Origin of the sequence: Flavobacterium sp. CHNK8, from assembly GCF_019774515.1 — a bacterium.
GTDB lineage: Bacteria > Bacteroidota > Bacteroidia > Flavobacteriales > Flavobacteriaceae > Flavobacterium > Flavobacterium tiangeerense.
This window is the reverse complement of record NZ_CP081492.1, coordinates 3,208,965-3,228,470: the sequence shown is the minus strand read 5'-3', so window position 1 is coordinate 3,228,470 and position 19,506 is coordinate 3,208,965. Positions and strand designations below refer to the sequence as shown.

Here is a 19,506-nt window from a genome sequence, read left to right as displayed (position 1 = left end):
TACAGTTGGAGACCAGAACGCTACTGTATATGCGGATGTTAATGGCAACTGGATCAATAAATAATTAGGTAATTTTTATTTTTAAAAAAGAGAGATTGTTTTTAACAGTCTCTCTTTTTTTTGAAATAATTAGGACAATACTATTTAAATAACTTTAATTTAGCAGTAAAGTTTAAAACACAATGGCTAAAATTTTGTTGATAGAGGATGATGTGCCTTTTTGTAAGTTAGTAGAAAAATTTCTAGTTAAAAAATCTTTTGAAGTAGTTACTGCATTTTCAGCTGCTGAAGCGAGGATTATATTGAAAACTAATGAATTTGACCTCGTAATCACAGATGTACGACTACCAGATTTTGATGGAGTTTTACTTATGTCTGAAATAAAAGCAATCTTTCCTGACGTTCCCGTATTACTAATGACTGGATATGCCGATGTGAGTACGGCAGTTAAAGCAATAAAAAATGGCGCAGCAGATTATATTTCGAAACCTTTTAATCCGGAGGAAGTTCTGTTGGTAATTGCAAATGCATTGCGACAGGATGAAAATGTACAACCCACTAAAACCGAAAAGAGTCCTAAAAAAGTAAAACAACCTGTAGAGAAATCTAGTAGTACTTTTGTAAAAGGCATTTCAAAAGCTTCATTAAAGCTTGCAGAGTACATACAATTGGTAAGTCCCACTACAATGTCAGTATTGATTATTGGCGAAAGCGGAACTGGAAAAGAGGTGATTGCTAAAAGTATTCATGAAAATAGCGCCCGCAAAAACACCAATTTCATTGCTGTTGATTGTGGATCAATCCCAAAAGAGTTAGCAGCTAGTGAATTTTTTGGTCATGTAAAAGGTTCTTTCACAGGAGCTATTCAAGATAAAATTGGTTTTTTTGAAGCAGCAAATAATGGAACCATTTTTTTAGACGAAATAGGAAATCTTTCATACGAGAATCAAATACAGCTTTTACGAGCTTTACAAGAAAGAAAAATAAAACCTGTAGGAAGCAATAAAGAAATTGCTGTGGATATCCGAATTATTACAGCTACCAATGAAGACTTGAGGGAAGCGGTTAAGAAAGGAGATTTCCGAGAAGATTTGTACCATAGAATCAATGAGTTTTCTATTCATTCTCCTTCTTTAGTAGAACGAAATGAAGATTTAATGCTGTTTGCTGATTTTTTTCTTGAAAAAGCAAATCAAGAACTACAAAAAAATGTCATTGGATTTTCCCCAGAGGTCTTGAGTATTTTTCAAAATTACAGATGGCCAGGAAATCTAAGAGAATTACAAAATTGCATTAAGCGCGCTACGCTTTTAACAGCGGGAGATTTTGTAGAGAAAGAAGCATTACCAGCTGAATTTTTTCAAAGTACAGACAAGCTAAGTGATGATTTTTCGTTATCAGAAAACGAAAAAGAAGCTATTCTAGAAGCCTTGTCCAGAACAAATAACAATAAAACAGAAGCGGCTAAATTACTTAAAATCAATAGAAAAACATTGTATAATAAATTAAAGCTATACGATATCAGTTAATGCAGTTCCTTGTTTAAAAGTGCAAAAAGTACCGGTATTTTATCTTTTAAATCTAGTAGCAAAGCATGAAATTCTTCACTAGAAGTGTCTTTGTTTTCCAATTGGTCTAAAATAGTACTAATGTGTACTGCTTTGATTTGCTTAAACATGGGATTCATTTTATGAGCAATTTCGTTAATAGCAAGACGGTTGTTTGTAAGTACCGCTTGTTCTAATAAGGTCATAGCTTCAAGTGTTCCAGACATGAAAGATTGCAAAATATCATTAAGACCTTGATTATCATTGGGTAAAAAAGCTTTAAGTTCTTTTAATGAATACAGTTTCTCAGGAGTTTTGGTCTTTTTATTTTTTACTTTTTGATTCGGTATTTCGCTATTATTATAAATTGCATGTATGGTATTAAGCAATATTTTTGGGGAATACGGTTTTCTTACCACTGTAATAAATCCAGCTTCTGTATAGTCGGCTAGACTCAAATCATTTCTACCAGTAACGGCAATAATAGGTTGCTTGTCATAATTGGTTTTTTGGGCATTTTGTAATTCTTTGATAAATAAAAATCCATCCATAACAGGCATTTGAATGTCGGTTATAATTAGGTCAAATGCTTGGTTTTCAATCCAGTTCAGTGCCTCAGTTGCTTTGCCAAAAGGATGTACGTCAAAGTTATGTTGTTGCAATACTTCGGTTGTTAATTGCAATAGGTTATGATCGTCATCAATAAGAACTGCAATTCGCTTGCTTTGCAATTCGTTTGTTGGAGCAGATAAATGATCTAGCGTTGTCGTGTCATATTGCAACGGAATTTGAATTTCGAAGATACTTCCTTTACCTAATTCACTTTTTAAGTTTAAATCACCACCTAAAATACTAGCCATTTTTTTAGAGATGGTTAGGCCAAGGCCGGTTCCGCCATATTTTTTTTCAATTTGATCGTCTGCTTGTGTAAATTCTTCAAAAATTAATTCTTGATTTTTTGTCGCTATTCCTATTCCTGAATCTTCAATTAGGATTGTAATTATTTTGGAATTTCTGCTTGCTTTTGCGGTAATTTTAATAAAACCTTTTTCAGTAAACTTGAAAGCATTCCCTACGATGTTTGATATTATTTGTCGCAATCTAAAAGGGTCTCCAATTATTCTTTGTTCTAAATCCGAATCAATATTCAGTAGCAATTCTATTGTTTTATGTGCGTAAACGGCTTGTATGCTGGTACTGATTTCTTTTATACTTTCAGGCAGTGAAAAAGGTATTTTCTCGATAGTAATTTTTCCAGCTTCAATTTGAGTGAAATCCAGCAAGTCTTGAACTAGTTTAGAAATATAGTCAGCTGAACCCTTGATGTTCTGCGTAAAATGCAATTGTTTCGAGCTTAAGTCTGAGTTTCCTAATAACTCTGTGTACCCTACAATCGTACTCAAAGGTGTTTTTAAATCATGACTCACCGTAGAAATCAGTTGTTCTCTGCTGGTTAGTAGTTTTTTTGCCTTGAGATTAGCAGTTTCTAATTGTTTTTTATAGGACTGTGTTTTTGAAAAATCATTTAAAATAAGAATTAAAAATAAGAGCGTCAATACCAGCCCAATAATAGCTGCACTCGTGACTATTTGATTGGTTTTTTGTAATGATTTTTCTCTTTCAGTAAAGTTTTTCGCTGTGTTCGCAATAATTTCTCTTTCAATTGTTTCAAGTACTTTACGCAATTGTTCAGAAATAGAAAGTCCGTTTTGAAGTAGTTTATTTTCCTCTAGGATCAGTAAATTTTTTTTATTTGCGGTCTCCGTTTTTACTTGATTTAAAAGCATTTTTGAAGTACTAATAATAGAGTCTGATTCTTTTTTGCTTAAAGTGTTGCTACTATCATCAGGGATATTTTGGTTTAAATAAGCAACATATTTTTTTAAAACATTGCGCTGATAATCGGCCATTTCCGCTGGATTTTTTACAAAATCTTCTAATTGTAGCTTCCGCATGGAAGACTCCATTTTTGTCAAGTCGGTTATGGCACTGCTAACAGCGGTTTCATCTTCGGTTTTATTTTTTATGGCTTTTAACTGTAGAATGTTTTTGGTTTTTTTAGACAACAAAATCTGAACACTATTCAGCAATTGTACTTGGTCTGGCGTAGACACAGCAGTTTTCAAGGAATCAATTGCAATAGTCAAGGTTCTGGTTTTAGCTACGTACTGCTTAAAATCAGTTTCTGAATCAGACTGAATAGCTATTCGAGCCAAACTTTCTGTTTTGTATAAGTCAGATAATACAGTACTAACTTTTAATACAGCATCATTTTTATCAGAAATACTTTTTTCAGGTCGAGTGAAACTTTTATTTTCGGAGTATAAAAACCACCCAACACTACCAAAGAGGAGTACTAACAGAAGGTAGCCTAGAAAAACTTTTACAGGGATGTAGCTTTTTTTTTGATCCATTTTCAAAGTTAAAAATTGCAAGATACATTATAGTTAAGATAATCAAAATATTCAAAATCGTAACTCAAAAAAAACCTCACTGGGAGGTGAGGTTTTTACTTGTACTATTATTTATAGAGTTTCTTTAAGCCATTTGAAAAATTCAGTTTGCCAAACGAAAGCATTTTGTGGTTTTAAAACCCAATGGTTTTCTTCGGGGAAGTATAGAAATCTACTTTTTAAACCGCGTAGTTGAGCCGCCTGGAAAGCTTCTTGTCCTTGTCCTATTGGTACACGAAAGTCTTTTCCACCTTGAATGATTAAAATAGGTTTGTTCCATTTTTCTACTAAATTCATCGGGTTGAATGTGGTGTATGTTTTTTGAGCAGTGGCATTGTTTTTCTCCCAATAAGCTCCACCAAAATCCCAATTGCTAAAGAAAACTTCTTCGGTTGTCCCAAACATGCTTTGAGTATTGTAGACCCCATCGTGGGCGATAAATGTTTTGAAACGGTTGTTGTGAATTCCTGCCAAATAAAAAACAGAATACCCACCATAGCTCGCTCCCACACATCCTAATCTAGTTTTGTCTACGTAATTTTCTTTGGCCACAGCATCAATGGCTGATAGGTAATCATCCATAACCTGTCCGCCCCAGTCCTTACTGATTTCCTCATTCCAAGCTACTCCATGACCAGGCATTCCACGACGATTAGGAGCTACCACGATATATCCATTAGCCGCCATTAATTGTAAATTCCATCTGTAGGAATAAAATTGAGTCAATGCAGATTGTGGTCCGCCTTGGCAATACAAGAGTGTCGGGTATTTTTTTGAAGCGTCAAAATTAGGAGGAAGTACCACCCAAACTAACATTTTTTTACCATCTGTAGTGGTTACATATCGTTTCTCTGTTTTGCTTAGCGCCAAAGTGGAGTACGTAGTTGTGTTAACATTCGATAGTTGTTTCCAAGTCTTTTTACTCAAATTATAAGAATATATTTCTGAAGCATGATTCATATCGGTGCGTGTCACGAGAATATTTTCACCAGTAAAACCAATAAGATCATTCACATCGAATTCACCTTCAGTTAGTTGACGAACTGTTATGGCTATGCGGGTTGCGCCAGGAAAATTCACTTCGAAAAGCTGTTTTGTCCCATCAACTGGGGCTACAAAATAAACTTTCTTTCCGTCAGTACTCCACATATAATTATCTACTGTGCCATCCCAATTTGCGGTGAGGTTTATTTTTATTCCTTTAAAAAGGACAATGATGTCATTTTTGTCCGCTTCATAGCCATCGCGTTTCATTTGCAGCCATGTCAAATTCCCGCTTGGTGAAAACTGTGGAGTAGTATCATAACCTTGGTTTTCTTCGGTTATGGTTTTTGTTTTTTTTGTCTCAAGATTGTACTCAAAGATATTAGTGTTGGTAGAAATAGCATATTCAGTACCCGCTTTTTTCTTGCACACGTAATAAATATTTTTGCTGTCTGGCGACCAAATATAATCTTCGTCACCACCAAAAGGTTTTTGTGGACTATCAAAATTTTCTCCTTCTTGGATGTCAATTCCTAATGCACTATCCTTATTTTCTTTAAAAAAAACATGGTTGTATTTGCCTTCATTCCAAGTGTCCCAATGGCGGTAATTCAATCCATCGTAGATTTGTACGTCTGATTTTTGAAGTTCTGGATAAAAATCTTTTCCGTGCACTTTTTCAACTTTTACCTCTTCGTGATACACTACGTATTTCCCATCTGGCGAAATATTTTTGTCTTTCAGAATGTCTTTGGTGTCTTTAATTTCAGAAGGATTTCCACCCTGTAAGGGAAGCGCATACATTTTTGATTCCGATTTATTGTCTGAAACAGAAGGGGTGCTTACTTTGTAAATCACATTTTTCCCATCTATGGAGATTCCAAGCGGGGTTATTCGACCTAGTTTCCAGAGTAATTCTGGAGTCATTGTATTTTGTGCCATTGTATTTAAACTGATCATTACTAAGGATATAAAAAGTGTTTTTTTCATGAGTAAAATTGCTTTTTTAGGATGTTAAAAATAGCTCTTTTTTTCCGATTTTAGTCTTGTTGAGTAGTGTTTTTTAGCCCCGATAGAAGTGAAAATCCTTTCTAGTCCTGTACTTGTTTCAGGATTCGGAAACAAGTACAGGACTAGAAAGATTGTAACGGATAGCGGGATTAGCTCCTAAAAAGTATTATTTTTATAAAAAATTTCGAAATGGACTTGAGTTATTGGGAATTGAAAAATTGGTTTACCAATGTAGATTATACCATTGTAGGCAGCGGAATAGTTGGCTTGCATGCCGCCTTACGCTTGCGCGAAAGGTTTCCAGACAGCAAGATATTAGTTTTAGAAAAAGGGTTTTTGCCACAGGGAGCAAGCACTAAGAATGCTGGTTTTGCTTGTTTTGGTAGTCTTTCGGAGATTATAGACGATTTAAGAACACATACAGAGGAAGAAGTTGTTCAATTGATACAGAAAAGATGGCAAGGACTTCAATTATTGAGAAATAAACTTGGGGATGCTGCCATTGATTTTAAACCTCATGGCGGTTATGAGCTTTTTCTAGAAGGAGATCAGGATGTTTTTCAGGACTGTATGGGGAAACTTCCATTTGTGAATGATGTTTTAAAACCTCTTTTTAAAACTGATGTTTTTGCAAAAGAAATAGATCGATTTGGGTTTAAAGGAATACACGAATACTTGATTTTTAATCCTTTTGAGGCACAAATTGATACCGGAAAAATGATGCATGCCCTGCTCAAAGAGGCGATTGCAAAGAATATTTTAATCCTAAATACACGAACGGTTACTGATTTTCTTGACGCTGGAAACCAGGTTACTGTAGCTTTAGGATCGTTTAGTTTTAGTACCAAAAAATTGTTTTTTGCTACTAATGGTTTTGCTCAAAAATTAACACAAAATGCGGTGCAACCAGCAAGAGCTCAGGTTGTTATTACAGAGCCCATTGTTGATTTAGATATTAAGGGTACTTTTCATTTAGACCGAGGTTATTATTATTTCAGGAATATTGACAATAGGATTTTATTAGGTGGCGGCAGAAATCTAGATTTTGCAACAGAAAACACCACTGAATTTGGTCAGACAGAAATTGTACAAAAAAAATTGGAACAACTCTTAAAAGAAGTAATTTTGCCAAATCATGATTTTAAAATAGCGCATAGCTGGAGCGGAATCATGGGAATAGGAACAACTAAGAATCCCATTGTTTCGGCTCTTTCTGACAACGTATATTGCGGTGTGCGTCTAGGAGGAATGGGTGTGGCAATAGGGAGTTTAATAGGTACAGAATTAGCAGATTTACTATAATGGGAACACGAATTACACCAAAAAAATCCAAACAACCCGTCAAAAAAAACACAAGTTCTATTGGCAGTAAGATCAGTAGGTTTTTGCTCAAAGTATTACTTTGGTTTTTTGGGCTATCTCTTTTTTTTGTGGTTTTTTTCAAGTTTGTTCCTGTGCCTTTTACACCTTTGATGGTTATTAGAGTTTTTGAAAATAAACTTGCTGGTAAAGAAGTTTTTTTCAGTCACGACTGGGAACCCATTGAGAATATTTCCATGAATTTACAAAAAGCAGTTATTGCTAGTGAGGATGGGACGTTCCTAACGCATAATGGTTTTGATTTTGTAGCTATGCAAAAAGCTTATAAAAGTAACGAGAGAGGTCGCCGTATAAAAGGGGGAAGCACCATATCCCAACAAACTGCAAAAAATGTATTTTTATGGCAAGGCCGTAGTTATTTGCGAAAAGGTTTAGAAGCTTATTTCACAGTTTTGATTGAACTTATATGGGGCAAAGAACGCATTATGGAGGTTTACCTGAACAGTATTGAAATGGGTAATGGTGTTTACGGAGCGCAAGCGGCAGCTGAACACTGGTACCGAAAAGGAGCTTCAAGTATGACCCCGAAGCAAGCTGCTGGTATAGCTGCCATATTACCCAATCCTCGAAAGTACTCAGCAACTAGTTCATCGTCATATATTAACAATCGTAAGTCTAAAATTGTTAGGATTATGAGAACTGTAGGTAAAGTCAATTATCCAAAGTAGATATAGAGGTTTAGAGTTTAGATTTATAAAAAAAAACCGTAATATCTAGTTAGTAGATATTACGGTTTTTTTGTGTTTTGAAATCAAAAAAACTTTAATATTAAAGTGATATAAAATAAAAAAGCCTCACATTGCTGTAAGGCTTAATTGTACTGGTGGAGAATATCGGATTCGAACCGATCACCTTCCCGAAGGCTTTCGGGACGGTCTATTCAAATGATTTATTTGATATTAAAAATTCAATATATTTTCTGCTTTTCTTCTTTTTGATTTCCATTTCTCTTTTTACAGCTAATGACCGAGAATCAAAATTTTCAAAATAAACTAATACCCAATCTTTAGCTACTCTTGTATAAGTACTTCTACTATTTAAATGATCATTAAGTCTATTTTGAATATTTTCACAGGACCCAGTGTAATATTTATCCAAAGTTTTAGAAAAAATAATGTATGTATAAAACATAGGCTTTAAAATAAAAAAAGCCTCACATTGCTGTAAGGCTTGAATTTTACTGGTGGAGAATATCGGATTCGAACCGATCACCTCTTGCCTGCCAGGCAAGCACTCTAGCCAAATGAGCTAATCCCCCAAGTTGTTCGCAAATATAGTATATAAATCTATCAAAAAACAAATTTTAAAGATAAATTCATTCTTACAAGGAGTTGATGAATTCCGCATTACTTTTTTTAACTTTACCCAAAAAAAGTATGATTTCTGAAAACGCAATGGGTTCCTTAGAGACCAGCATCAATAATAGAGTAGCAACGGTAACTTTTAGTCATCCCTCGAGTAACTCCTTTCCAAGAGAACTATTAAATCGCTTGACAGCTGAATTTAGCATATTAGACCAAAACTCAAACGTGTCTGTGATTGTGATTCAAAGTAGTGGTACTGGAGCGTTTTGTGCAGGCGCTTCTTTTGATGAGCTGCTTGCAGTACAAGATGAGGCTGCTGGTACACATTTTTTCTCTGGTTTTGCAAACTTGATAAATGCCATGCGCAATTGTTCTAAGCTTATTATAGGTAGAGTGCATGGGAAAGCAGTAGGAGGTGGAGTAGGAATTGCATCGGCTTGTGATTACGTGATGGCTACGCAGCATGCCGCTATAAAATTATCAGAACTGGCCATAGGAATAGGTCCGTTTGTAATTGAACCTGCTGTAACCCGAAAAATAGGGAAAACAGCAATGTCCGAAATGACTCTTGCGGCACAGGAATGGAAGTCGTCTGAATGGGCCAAATCAAAAGGGCTCTATGCCGTAGTTTGTGACAGTATAGAGGAGCTGGATCTTGCGGTAAGTAATTTTAGCAACACTTTATCAAGTTATAACCCCGAGGCATTACTGGAAATGAAAAAAGTACTGTGGGAGGGAACGCAACATTGGGACACGCTTTTATTAGATCGTGCCGCTATTTCGGGGAAGTTAGTTCTTTCTGATTTTACTAAAAATGCTTTAGCACAGTTTAAAAAATAGAATGAAATAACGATTCATTCAAATTCATGAGTTAATATCTCAATATAAAATAGCAAAACCCCCGAAAATTATTTTTCGGGGGTTTTTATTGGTTTACAGTTTTAGAATCTATTCTATTTAAACCGTTTTTTGAGCCGTATTTTTAGAATATTTATATCCCGCAAAAATAGCAACTAGTGCCATTGGCAAAAGGTAATCATCTATTGGTGCTGCAGGAGCATCAGTTCCTTCTAGTCCGTCGGCTGTACCATCAGTGTCGCCTGGAGTTTGTGCTAGCATGGTAATACTAGACAGCATAAATAAAGCAACGATATAAAATTGTATTACTATGTTTTTCATGATTTAATTTTAAAATTTTAATTCCAGTATCTGTTTTTTGTTGGCTACAGCCTAAAAAATAGCTTTTTTAGTTACCGTTTTATTATCCTCTGAAGTAATTTGGATTAAAACAGCTTGTTTGCTTGCCGTAACGTTTTTGATACTTGCTGTATTTGCATTTACCTCTTTTTGTTCTGCAATTAAAACGCCTCTTATATCAAAAACGCGGATGTTTTTGATAGCATTTTTTCCTGTAGATACGTTTAACGCTCCATTTTGATTGAAGACCATTACGCTATTTTCATCAAAGTTAGGAGTGCTGATATCTAAAGTTTGGTTGTTTTTGAAAGCAATTTCGAAACGATTTTTAAAAGTTCCCGCTTCACTGCTAAATGTGTAAGAACCTTTTTTTAAGTTTTGCTCCGTTCCTGATTTTAAATCTTTAAGTACAATTTCTTGATTGCCTAAAAACAAACCGTCTACGTGGTCTATGTCAATGGTAAAACTACCTGCAAGTTCTGTTTTAAAACTTAATGGAACAATGTCACTAGAATCAAATGGTAATCCTTTGGCTTGAATAACAAATTCTTCACCTTTTAAAGAGCTGGTTAGAGCAGTTTCATTATCATTGATGTATCTTCCGTCTAATGTATTGTCAATTTCGCTAGTGGCACCATCCATGTAAGCAACCATCATTTGGTTCACAGGTTCAGTACCTTTAAATAGATTCAGCCAGATTCTGTTTTTCTCAGTTGTAGTAGTTTTTAGTATTTGATTTGAATTGTTGGCAGTACGCATTGTATTAGCAAATGCAACTGAATTTGAAGTTGTTTTTACAATAAATCCTTGTCCTACTTGAATGGTTCCGTTTGGTGTAATGCCACCATTCCCCGGCGTACCCACAGCACCAGCCTTAGTGTAGGTTGCATAAGCTGTACCTAGAGCAGCATTTGTTTTTCTCCAAAAATACAATGGTTCTGTAGTGCCGTTTGCGGTGATAAAATCGTCAGCGCTTATAGTAGACGGATACGGATTTCCTACGGCATTAAAAGTACCTGAAGTTAAACCAGTGATGGTGACGTCTCCATTATTTGGAACTCCTTTAAACACTCCATTCCAGATAGTAGGAGTGGTTGGATGATCATTTGGAACACGAATTAAATACCCATTTCCTGATGCAAAATCAGTAGTAGCTGGAGCAGCCACTGGTACATAAATGTTTGTAGTTGGATTATAAGTATAAAAACGATTGTCTAGCGTATTAGGTGAAAAAGCTTTTAATTTTTGACCATTTACTGGTGAAGACCATAAACTGTAATCTAAAAGCATAAGTGAAGCTCCACTTCGGTTGATGGTTATTGCGCCAGTATTGGTATTGGTAGTCCCATTTTGGATCAGATTTGCATTATTTTCAAGAACGAATGAAGATTCTGTACCGTTATTAAACAAACTATTCGCTACAGAAAGATTATTTCCTGATTTTACAGTTACTGTGCTTCCAGAGTCAACGGTTAAATTACCTGCAAGACCTCTATTGCTGTTGATGTTGATGCTGCTGCTGTTAAGAGTCACGTTATTAGGAATTCCAACCCCAGCTGTTGTTGCGTTGCCGGTCCATTCGTTTCCTACATTGGCACCGCCAATAACGCCATTGTATACTAGACTTGAAGCAGCACCATAAGTAGGAGTGGCACCTGCAAGTGATCCAGTTGAATTTAATCGTAGTGTCCCATTTATAGAAGGTGTGCCTGAAAGCGTAAGGGTTCCGTTTGTTGCTAATGTAGCCCCAGCGTTTACAGTAGTACTTCCCAACAATGTTTGCGATTGGTTAAAAGTAACTCCGTTTGTATTTGCTATGATTGCATTTGTATTAGCAGTAAAAGTAAGTGTTCCTGCATTGTTGATGGTTTGAGCTGTTGTACCATTAAATGTTAATGAACCAACTGCAGTTGCAGGACTAAAAGTCAATGTTTGTCCTGTAGCAACACTAATATTTCCTTTGATTGAAACTGCTGAGGTAAGATTCATGTTGAGAATCCCAGTGGTAATTGTTAGGTTGTCTATTGATAAAACCGCTCCTCCAGTAGGACTCTGATTATATCCTGTGGCGGCAATTTCAAGATTTGGGTAAGTTCTTCCTGAAAAAGCGGAAGATATGTTTCCAATTATTTTAAACAAACTTCCTGTTTGAAAAACTACTACTGATGCAGGTTGCGTTTTTTGAAAAGGGTTTGAACCAGCTGCCTGTATAAAAGTAGATCCACTTGCAAATAGCACACTATTGCTTGTTCCGCTGCCAAAAATGCCACCTGTGCTATTTGTGCTTTGCGTTAATATTGCCCCATTTGTGAAAATTAAACCACTTGCATCAGCAGCAGTTATGTTGTTTACAGTATTTGCTGTTGCGCTTGAAAATGTCATAGAACCAGCAACGATTCCAGTTGCTCCTGTGCCAATAGCAATAGTCAAAGGAAACGCACCTCCTGTAATGGCCACGTTAAGTTGAGAACCACTTTCAACAGAAAAATCTGCTCCGCTTAGACCGTTAGTGATGGTTAGTATTTTTGCGGGTGTAGCTGATGTGTTTAAAGTTACATTAGTATTTGTCGCAACTGTAAGACCTCCTATAGTTTGTGTAGGTACATCGGTTACGGTAGTTGTAGCACCGTTATTGAAAACTAAAATATCATTTGCTGCTGGCGTATCTCTGCTAGGGGACCAGTTAGCTGCAAGACCAAAAGAGGCGCTGCCTGTTTGGTTCCACGTGTAGGTAGTTTGTGCGTTAAGTGATGAACTCAGGCTCAAACCCAAAAAGGTGAGTAACACAAACAAAACATTGTTGAGTAAAGTTTTTTTCATAGAAAAAGTAATAAATAAGTGTTAGTTAGTTTCATTCAAATAATTAAAATAAGGATAGGCATTCTCTAATCACAGAGCGCGTAATCTCATATTATTTACTTTTAAATATTTGAAGGCCAAATATATTACTAATAATATTGACAACGCAATCGGTATGTTAATTTATTGTAAATTTTAGTCGGTTTTAACGCGTTATTCTTCTCTATGGTTTTTTTTAAACTTTTGGTTTTATTAGCATTCAAGTGGTTTGATGAACAAAGCTTTTACTACAAGTCAAAAAATCACTAAATTTGCCTCAAAATTAAACTCCGATGAGCAATATCAGAATTACAAAACAATTTAGTTTCGAGACCGGTCATGCCTTGTATGGCTACGATGGCAAATGTAAAAATGTTCATGGACATAGTTATAAATTGTCAGTAACCGTAATTGGTACACCAATTACTGATCGTTCTAATGTGAAATTCGGAATGGTAATTGACTTTACGGATTTAAAGAAAATTGTAAAAGAAGAAATTGTAGATCAGTTTGATCACGCTACAGTTTTTAACGGAACAACACCTCATGTTGATTTGGCGAAAGAACTAATTACTCGCGGGCATCACGTAATTTTGGTGGATTATCAACCCACTAGTGAGAACATGGTTATTGATTTTGCACAACGCATCAGTAATAGACTTCCAGAAGGTATTGCGCTGTTTTCGTTAAAATTACAAGAGACCGAATCCTCTTTTGCAGAATGGTATGCCAGTGATAATGTAAAATCCATTTTGTAACTTCATGCAATTACCCAACAACAAAAGAATATATTTTGCCTCGGATCAGCATTTTGGTGCTCCTACACCTGAACTGAGTTATCCACGAGAACAAAAGTTTGTAGCGTGGCTGGACGAAATTAAAACTGATGCCGAAGCTCTTTTTTTATTAGGCGATTTATTTGATTTTTGGTTCGAATATAAAACCGTTGTCCCAAAAGGTTTCATCCGTGTTTTGGGTAAACTAGCAGAACTTCGTGATAGTGGCATTCCTATTTATTTCTTTGTGGGAAATCATGATTTATGGATGGCCGATTATTTCCAGAAGGAATTGAACATTCCCGTTTTTCATGACAATCAAGAATACACTTTTGGAGACAAAACATTCCTTATTGGCCACGGAGACGGAAAAGGTCCTGGCGATTTAGGTTACAAACGCATGAAAAAAGTATTTACTAATCCTTTTTTCAAATGGCTTTTCAGGTGGTTGCATCCGGATATTGGCGTGAAATTGGCACAATATTTATCGGTCAAAAACAAACTGATTTCGGGTGATGAAGATGTAACTTTTCTTGGCGAAGACAAAGAATGGCTTATTCTGTATTCCAAAAGAAAACTAGAAACCAAGCATTACAATTACCTTATTTTTGGTCACCGTCATTTACCGATGAAAGTTTCCGTTGGAAAAAATGCCGAGTATGTCAACTTAGGAGATTGGATTGTATATTTTACCTATGGCGTTTTTGATGGTGAGAATTTTGAAATTAAAAAGTACGATACAAAGTAGTCTTGAACGTTCAATTTGGCGTGTTTTTTAAAGTAGTTGATTTGTAACAAGAATTAGTGACTTGATACCAATTTTAATCCAATGATGGAGCTTATTAAGGTGGTGATGAAAAATATCCTCCAGAAATCAGCGGGTTCTTTGAATACAAAAATCCCAACAAGAACTGTTCCTACTGCGCCAATTCCTGTCCATACGGCATAAGCAGTTCCTATGGGTAATGTCTGTGAGGCTTTATAAAGTAATAGCATGCTTATAGATAAGCACACTAAGAACCCTATTAACCATACTGTTGCTGTAGTACCTGAACTTTCTTTGGCTTTGCCCAAACAGGTTGCAAAACCTATTTCAAAAAGACCTCCAATTACTAGTAAGACCCAATTCATAATTATTGTTTTACAATTAAAACGGATGGAACACCACTCAACCAAGTGCTTCTTGAATCTACCAATACTTTCCAGCTCTCAAGGCTAATTAGCATTAAATCTTGTTGATCTAGAAACTCTTTTTTAATGATTTTATCTGTTATTAAGCTTATGTTGTTCGGAAATTGTTGCTCTAGTGATTGGATGGCGCTATTCATCACAAAATTAGTATTTAATTTTCCATTGACATCTAAGAGTATAATTTTACAATTATTATTGTAAATTAATTTTTGAACATAGTCCATTAAAAAATAATCCTCAGAACTAAAAATGGGAATAAAAAGTTGGTTTACTTGTTGTAAATCTTTGTCAATAAGGATACCAATTGGCATTTTTGTTTTGGATAAGATTTGTCTTGTTCTTTCATCAAATGGTGAATTTTCAAACAAGCCTTCTTTACCAGTAAACTTATCTATTAAACGATCAGGGTTAATGATTCTGGTGGTAAACCCGATAACTTTCCCTAGGATAGTACCTTCAAAAATAGATTTTCCTAAACCTATCAGCAGTAAATCATAATCTCCTTGATTAGCAACATCAGCAATTTCAGTTTCAATATCTGTGGTGGCCTTGAAGATGGTCGTGATTTCTTGTTTTAGAATTTGAGATTCTTCAACCAAAGGGTGAAAACTGTTTTTTTCTTTGTCCTCTAAATTAAAACTATGTACTTCATCACTCAGAGACAGGTGCATAACGGTAACAGCGGTGTTTTTTTGTTTTTTTACCAAGCTATTTGCAATTCGAAGTAACGATTTTCCTTTTTCATTGTTCCCAAAAGAAATCAGTATACGGAACTTTGTGTCATCTGAAGATTCTACATGCTCACCGCCATCTTTTGTGTTGAAAATATAGTTGATTAAATCAAGTGCAGGTCCCGTCATAAAAGTAGTGACCAATGCCATAATTACCATCATTGTAAATATCTCAGGAGTAAGTACCTTGAGCTCCAAACCAATATTTAATACAATCAACTCCATCAATCCTCGGGTATTCATCAAGGCGCCTATTGTAAAACTATCGCGCCAACTTTGCCCCACAAATTTTGCTGCTAGTGCGCTCCCAAAAAACTTACCTACAACGGCTACAAGAATTATGAAACCCGTTATTTTCCATAAATAAGGGTCGTTTATAAGTCCTATTTCAGTTTTTAATCCAGTAAAAACAAAGAACAGTGGTAAGAGTAAAATTAGGGCAACATCTTCTACTTTTTCTATAAATATGGTTCTAAATTTAGGCACATCTGGCATGATAGCTCCTGCCATAAAAGCTCCAAAAAGAGCATGAATCCCAATTACTTCCGTTGCATAAGAAGATATTATTAACACCAAAAAAAAGATAGCCACAACAGGTTTTACAATGCTGTCTTTGGTTCCGTATAGATCACCAATTCTCTTTAAAAAAGGTTTTACGATATAGATCATTGCAGCAACATAAAGTACTGCGAGCATGATAATGTATAGTGAACTGACAAATGTTCCTGCTTTTACAATTGCAATAACTACTGCTAGAATGCACCAAGCAGTAATGTCATCAGCTGCAGCGCAGGTAATAACAATGGCTCCCAACTTAGTTTTATGTATTCCTCTTTCTTGCACAATTCGCGCCAGTACTGGAAAAGCAGTAATGCTCAGTGCAATACCCATGAACAAACTGAAAGACAAAAATTTCACTCCTTCTGGAGCAAATTGATTATACACAAAATAGGCGAGTCCTATACCTAACGTAAACGGAATGATAATACTGGCGTGACTGATTACAATGGCTTCGTTGGCTTTGTTTTTTAAAACTTTTAAATCCAACTCCATACCTATTACAAACATAAAAAGGATAAGTCCTATTTGGCTTAAAAATTTTAAGTTTCCAAGAGAAGCAACAGGAAATAATGCAGCAGATACTTCAGGGAAATATAAACCCAATAAAGACGGTCCCAAAACAATACCTGCAATAATTTCTCCTATTACTGAGGGCTGACCAATTTTTTTGAAAATCCATCCAAATATACGTGCAACCAGAATGATAGTTATGATTTGCGCTAGTAATATGGCCAATGGATCCTGGAAATTATGAAGCATAGAGGCTATGAAATCTCCCCAAGATCCTTTGTCACTAATAGGGGATACAATTGTTTCATTAGCTTCGAGCGTTTTTCCTTCATTGATAATGAGATACATCAAAAAGAAAAAAACACTGGTTACCATCAAATAAAAAATGGAGTTTTTATGCTTTTTCATAGGCTTAGGATACAAAATATTTTTTTAAAAGTAACAAAGATGATGAAATCAAATGTATAATTTTTACATCTGAAAATTAATTAATTGTAAATATAAAAAACAGCACTTAAAATACTGTAAACACGCGAAAAACTTTTGTGTATAACTCATGATTTGTAGTCGATTTAATTACCTTTGCGCCCAATAAATAGGAAATATGATCAAGTGGTTTAGTTTGGGATTCTGGGAGTTAATTGCTCGTATTGTCCTTAGGAATAGAATTTTAATGCTGTCTATTATTGCTGTAATTACGGCACTTTTAGCATTACAATGGAAAAATATCCATTTTACTTTTACTGAAGCAAATTTATTGCCTAATGACAATATTGTAAACGTTGAGTACGATGCTTTTTTAAATAAATTTGGAGAAGAAGGAAATCTTGTCATTATAGGTGTCAAAGATGATGCTATATTCACCCCAAAGGCATTCGCTTCTTGGTCTAGAATGATGAATTCTTTAAAAAATGATGCCGCTGTAGATCTTGTGGTATCTCTTAATGATTTAAAAAAGCTTCAAAAAAATGAATCCCTGGAAACCTTTGAGTTGGTTCCTTTTATTGACCAAAATAGAACTTTAGATCCTGCCTATTTACAATCCATTAAAAAGGAGCTTATCAATGATATGCCTTTCTATGAGGGTTTGTTATTTAATAAAAGATCAGGAAGCATTCGTTCTGCGGTATACATGGACAAGAAAATTGTAAATACAGCTGCCAGAAAAGATTTTATTTTAGAAAAACTAGTCCCTGCAGTTGAAGTTTTTGAGAAAGAAACCGGAATTGATTTGCGAGTTTCGGGGATGCCATACATCAGGACCTTGAATGCAAAAACCATTACGGATGAAATTAGCATTTTTATAGGAGCTTCTTTACTGGTTACTTCATTGCTTTTCTTTTTCTTTTTTAGAAGTTTTAGAGCCACTTTAATATCAATGATTATCGTAATAATTGGTGTGATGTGGTCTTTTGGGTTTTTAGGATTGTTGAATTATGAAATTACGGTTTTAACGGCTTTAGTTCCCTCATTAATCATCGTAATTGGAATACCGAATTGCATTTTCTTGACCAATAAGTACCATCAAGAATATAAAATACATCATAATAAGGCTAAAGCATTACAACGTGTTACTACAAAGGTAGGAATGGCAACTTTAATGACTAATCTTACCACGGCCATAGGTTTTGCTACGTTTATTGCTTCAAACAATCAATTGTTATTAGAGTTTGGAGTGGTAACATCCATCAATATTATGGCGCTTTTCTTTTTGTGCATCATCGTAATTCCTATTTTTCATAGTTTTATTCCAGCGCCTCAGGAGCGCCACATTGAGCATTTGGACCGCAACTACGTTAAAGTTTTCATGGATTGGATTTTAAGAAATGTAAAATACAATCGATTTTCTATTTATGTAGTGGCTGTAACGTTATTAGTCGTGAGCATTATAGGGATTTATGAAATGCGAATTTCGGGTAGTTTAATAGAGGACATGCCTAAGAAAGAAGCTTTTTTTGAGGATATTGTTTTCTTCGAAAAAGAGTTTGACGGAGTGATGCCACTTGAAATTATGATTGATACCAAACGCAAAAAAGGAGTGATGAAATTGTCTACCCTGAAGCGAATGGAGGAACTTGAGGAAGCTATTGATGAGGTTCCAGAATTGTCTAAGCCTATTTCGATTGTCAATTTGATTAAATATTCAAAGCAAGCGTATTACAACGGAAATCCAGATTATTATGAATTGCCTAGCTCACAGGAACAATCTTTTATTTTATCGTATGCTAAAAATTCGACTAAAAATTCGAAAGATAATGTGATGAAAAGCTATGTGGATGCAACCGGTCAATATGCCCGAATTACTACTTTCATGCGCGATGAAAGTGGCGATAAGATTGCTAAAATAGAAGCTGAAATTCGCAAGAAGGCAGACAAGATTTTCCCAGCCAATCAATATAAAGTAACCATTACTGGAAAAGCTTTGGTTTTCCAAAAAGGAACTGGTTACTTGCTAGATAATTTACTTTCGTCGCTAGCATTTGCTTTTTTGTTAACGGCGCTTTTAATTGCATTTATGTTCCGTTCGTTCAAGATGGTATTGGTTTCTATTATTCCAAATTTACTTCCGTTGATGCTTACCGCTGGATTGATGGGTTTTCTAGATATTCCATTAAAACCATCAACGATATTGGTTTTTGGAATTGCGTTTGGACTTTCGGTAGACGACACCGTCCGATTCTTATCGCAATATCGAGAGGAATTAAAGAAAAATAACTGGAAGATTCGCAAATCAGTGTACGCCACTTTTACGGATGCCGGCTTGAGTATGTTTTATACCTCTATTGTTTTGTTTTTTGGGTTTTCGGTATTTATGTTATCTAGTTTTGGAGGTACCATTGCACTAGGCGGATTGATTTCCTTAACATTATTGTTCGGAATGCTATCTAATTTAATGTTACTTCCTGCATTGGTGCTCACCTTAAATAAAACATTGGCAAACGAACAAGATTTTATTGAACCTAAAATTGACATCATTGAACCAAGTGATGCAGAAATTGACGAATTAGAACAAAAAAAATAAA

The 19,506-nt window shown here is 35.2% G+C and carries 14 protein-coding genes and 1 tRNA gene; 7 read left to right on the top strand and 8 right to left on the bottom strand.

Features of this window, described 5'->3' with window-relative positions; translation table 11 throughout:
• Window positions 1-182: 182 nt before the first annotated feature.
• Window positions 183-1,529 carry a sigma-54 dependent transcriptional regulator gene (locus tag K5V07_RS14030; protein WP_221917975.1) on the top strand — a complete coding sequence of 449 codons (1,347 nt, stop codon included), beginning with the start codon at window positions 183-185 and terminating at the stop codon, window positions 1,527-1,529.
• Here the strand turns inward: K5V07_RS14030 and K5V07_RS14025 are convergent.
• A complete protein-coding gene (locus tag K5V07_RS14025; RefSeq protein ID WP_221917974.1) occupies window positions 1,526-3,961 on the bottom strand; it encodes an ATP-binding protein in 2,436 nt (811 codons plus the stop codon). The two genes, K5V07_RS14030 and K5V07_RS14025, sit on opposite strands and share 4 nt — an antisense overlap.
• A gap of 111 nt (window positions 3,962-4,072) precedes the next feature.
• Window positions 4,073-5,974, bottom strand: coding sequence for a S9 family peptidase (locus K5V07_RS14020; protein ID WP_221917973.1), 1,902 nt, complete (start codon window positions 5,972-5,974; stop codon window positions 4,073-4,075).
• A gap of 210 nt (window positions 5,975-6,184) precedes the next feature.
• On the opposite strand from K5V07_RS14020, the gene K5V07_RS14015 reads away from it, so the two are divergent.
• A complete protein-coding gene (locus tag K5V07_RS14015) occupies window positions 6,185-7,297 on the top strand; it encodes an FAD-binding oxidoreductase (RefSeq protein WP_221917972.1) in 1,113 nt (370 codons plus the stop codon).
• Complete coding sequence (mtgA, locus tag K5V07_RS14010; RefSeq protein WP_221917971.1) at window positions 7,297-8,043, top strand: monofunctional biosynthetic peptidoglycan transglycosylase; 747 nt, start codon at window positions 7,297-7,299, stop codon at window positions 8,041-8,043. The genes K5V07_RS14015 and mtgA overlap by 1 nt, the downstream gene beginning before the upstream one ends.
• 208 nt (window positions 8,044-8,251) lie before the next feature.
• Here mtgA and K5V07_RS14005 read toward each other — a convergent pair whose 3' ends face one another.
• Both K5V07_RS14005 and K5V07_RS14000 read right to left on the bottom strand, forming a co-directional pair.
• A complete protein-coding gene (locus K5V07_RS14005; protein ID WP_221917970.1) occupies window positions 8,252-8,506 on the bottom strand; it encodes a GIY-YIG nuclease family protein in 255 nt (84 codons plus the stop codon).
• Between the two features lie 50 nt (window positions 8,507-8,556).
• Window positions 8,557-8,633 (bottom strand) — tRNA-Ala (locus tag K5V07_RS14000).
• Between the two features lie 118 nt (window positions 8,634-8,751).
• Here K5V07_RS14000 and K5V07_RS13995 point away from each other — a divergent pair.
• Window positions 8,752-9,519, top strand: a complete 768-nt coding sequence (locus K5V07_RS13995) for an enoyl-CoA hydratase/isomerase family protein (protein ID WP_221917969.1) — start codon at window positions 8,752-8,754, stop codon at window positions 9,517-9,519.
• A gap of 117 nt (window positions 9,520-9,636) precedes the next feature.
• Here K5V07_RS13995 and K5V07_RS13990 read toward each other — a convergent pair whose 3' ends face one another.
• Both K5V07_RS13990 and K5V07_RS13985 read right to left on the bottom strand, forming a co-directional pair.
• Complete coding sequence (locus K5V07_RS13990; protein ID WP_221917968.1) at window positions 9,637-9,858, bottom strand: hypothetical protein; 222 nt, start codon at window positions 9,856-9,858, stop codon at window positions 9,637-9,639.
• A 51-nt stretch (window positions 9,859-9,909) separates the two neighbouring features.
• Window positions 9,910-12,696 (bottom strand): T9SS sorting signal type C domain-containing protein, encoded by a 2,787-nt coding sequence (locus K5V07_RS13985; protein ID WP_221917967.1) that lies wholly within the window; start codon window positions 12,694-12,696, stop codon window positions 9,910-9,912.
• Window positions 12,697-13,007: 311 nt separating this feature from the next.
• Between K5V07_RS13985 and K5V07_RS13980 the strand changes: the two genes are divergently transcribed.
• Complete coding sequence (locus K5V07_RS13980; RefSeq protein ID WP_221917966.1) at window positions 13,008-13,472, top strand: 6-carboxytetrahydropterin synthase; 465 nt, start codon at window positions 13,008-13,010, stop codon at window positions 13,470-13,472.
• A gap of 4 nt (window positions 13,473-13,476) precedes the next feature.
• Window positions 13,477-14,238: a UDP-2,3-diacylglucosamine diphosphatase gene (locus K5V07_RS13975; protein ID WP_221917965.1), complete on the top strand. Its 762-nt coding sequence runs from the start codon at window positions 13,477-13,479 to the stop codon at window positions 14,236-14,238.
• 53 nt (window positions 14,239-14,291) lie between these two features.
• Here the strand turns inward: K5V07_RS13975 and K5V07_RS13970 are convergent, their stop codons facing one another.
• Window positions 14,292-14,621 carry a multidrug efflux SMR transporter gene (locus tag K5V07_RS13970; protein ID WP_182649671.1) on the bottom strand — a complete coding sequence of 110 codons (330 nt, stop codon included), beginning with the start codon at window positions 14,619-14,621 and terminating at the stop codon, window positions 14,292-14,294.
• 2 nt (window positions 14,622-14,623) lie between these two features.
• Complete coding sequence (locus K5V07_RS13965) at window positions 14,624-16,891, bottom strand: cation:proton antiporter (RefSeq protein WP_221917964.1); 2,268 nt, start codon at window positions 16,889-16,891, stop codon at window positions 14,624-14,626.
• Window positions 16,892-17,087: 196 nt separating this feature from the next.
• Here K5V07_RS13965 and K5V07_RS13960 point away from each other — a divergent pair, with 196 nt between their 5' ends.
• A complete protein-coding gene (locus K5V07_RS13960; protein WP_221917963.1) occupies window positions 17,088-19,505 on the top strand; it encodes an RND family transporter in 2,418 nt (805 codons plus the stop codon).
• Window position 19,506: the final 1 nt, after the last annotated feature.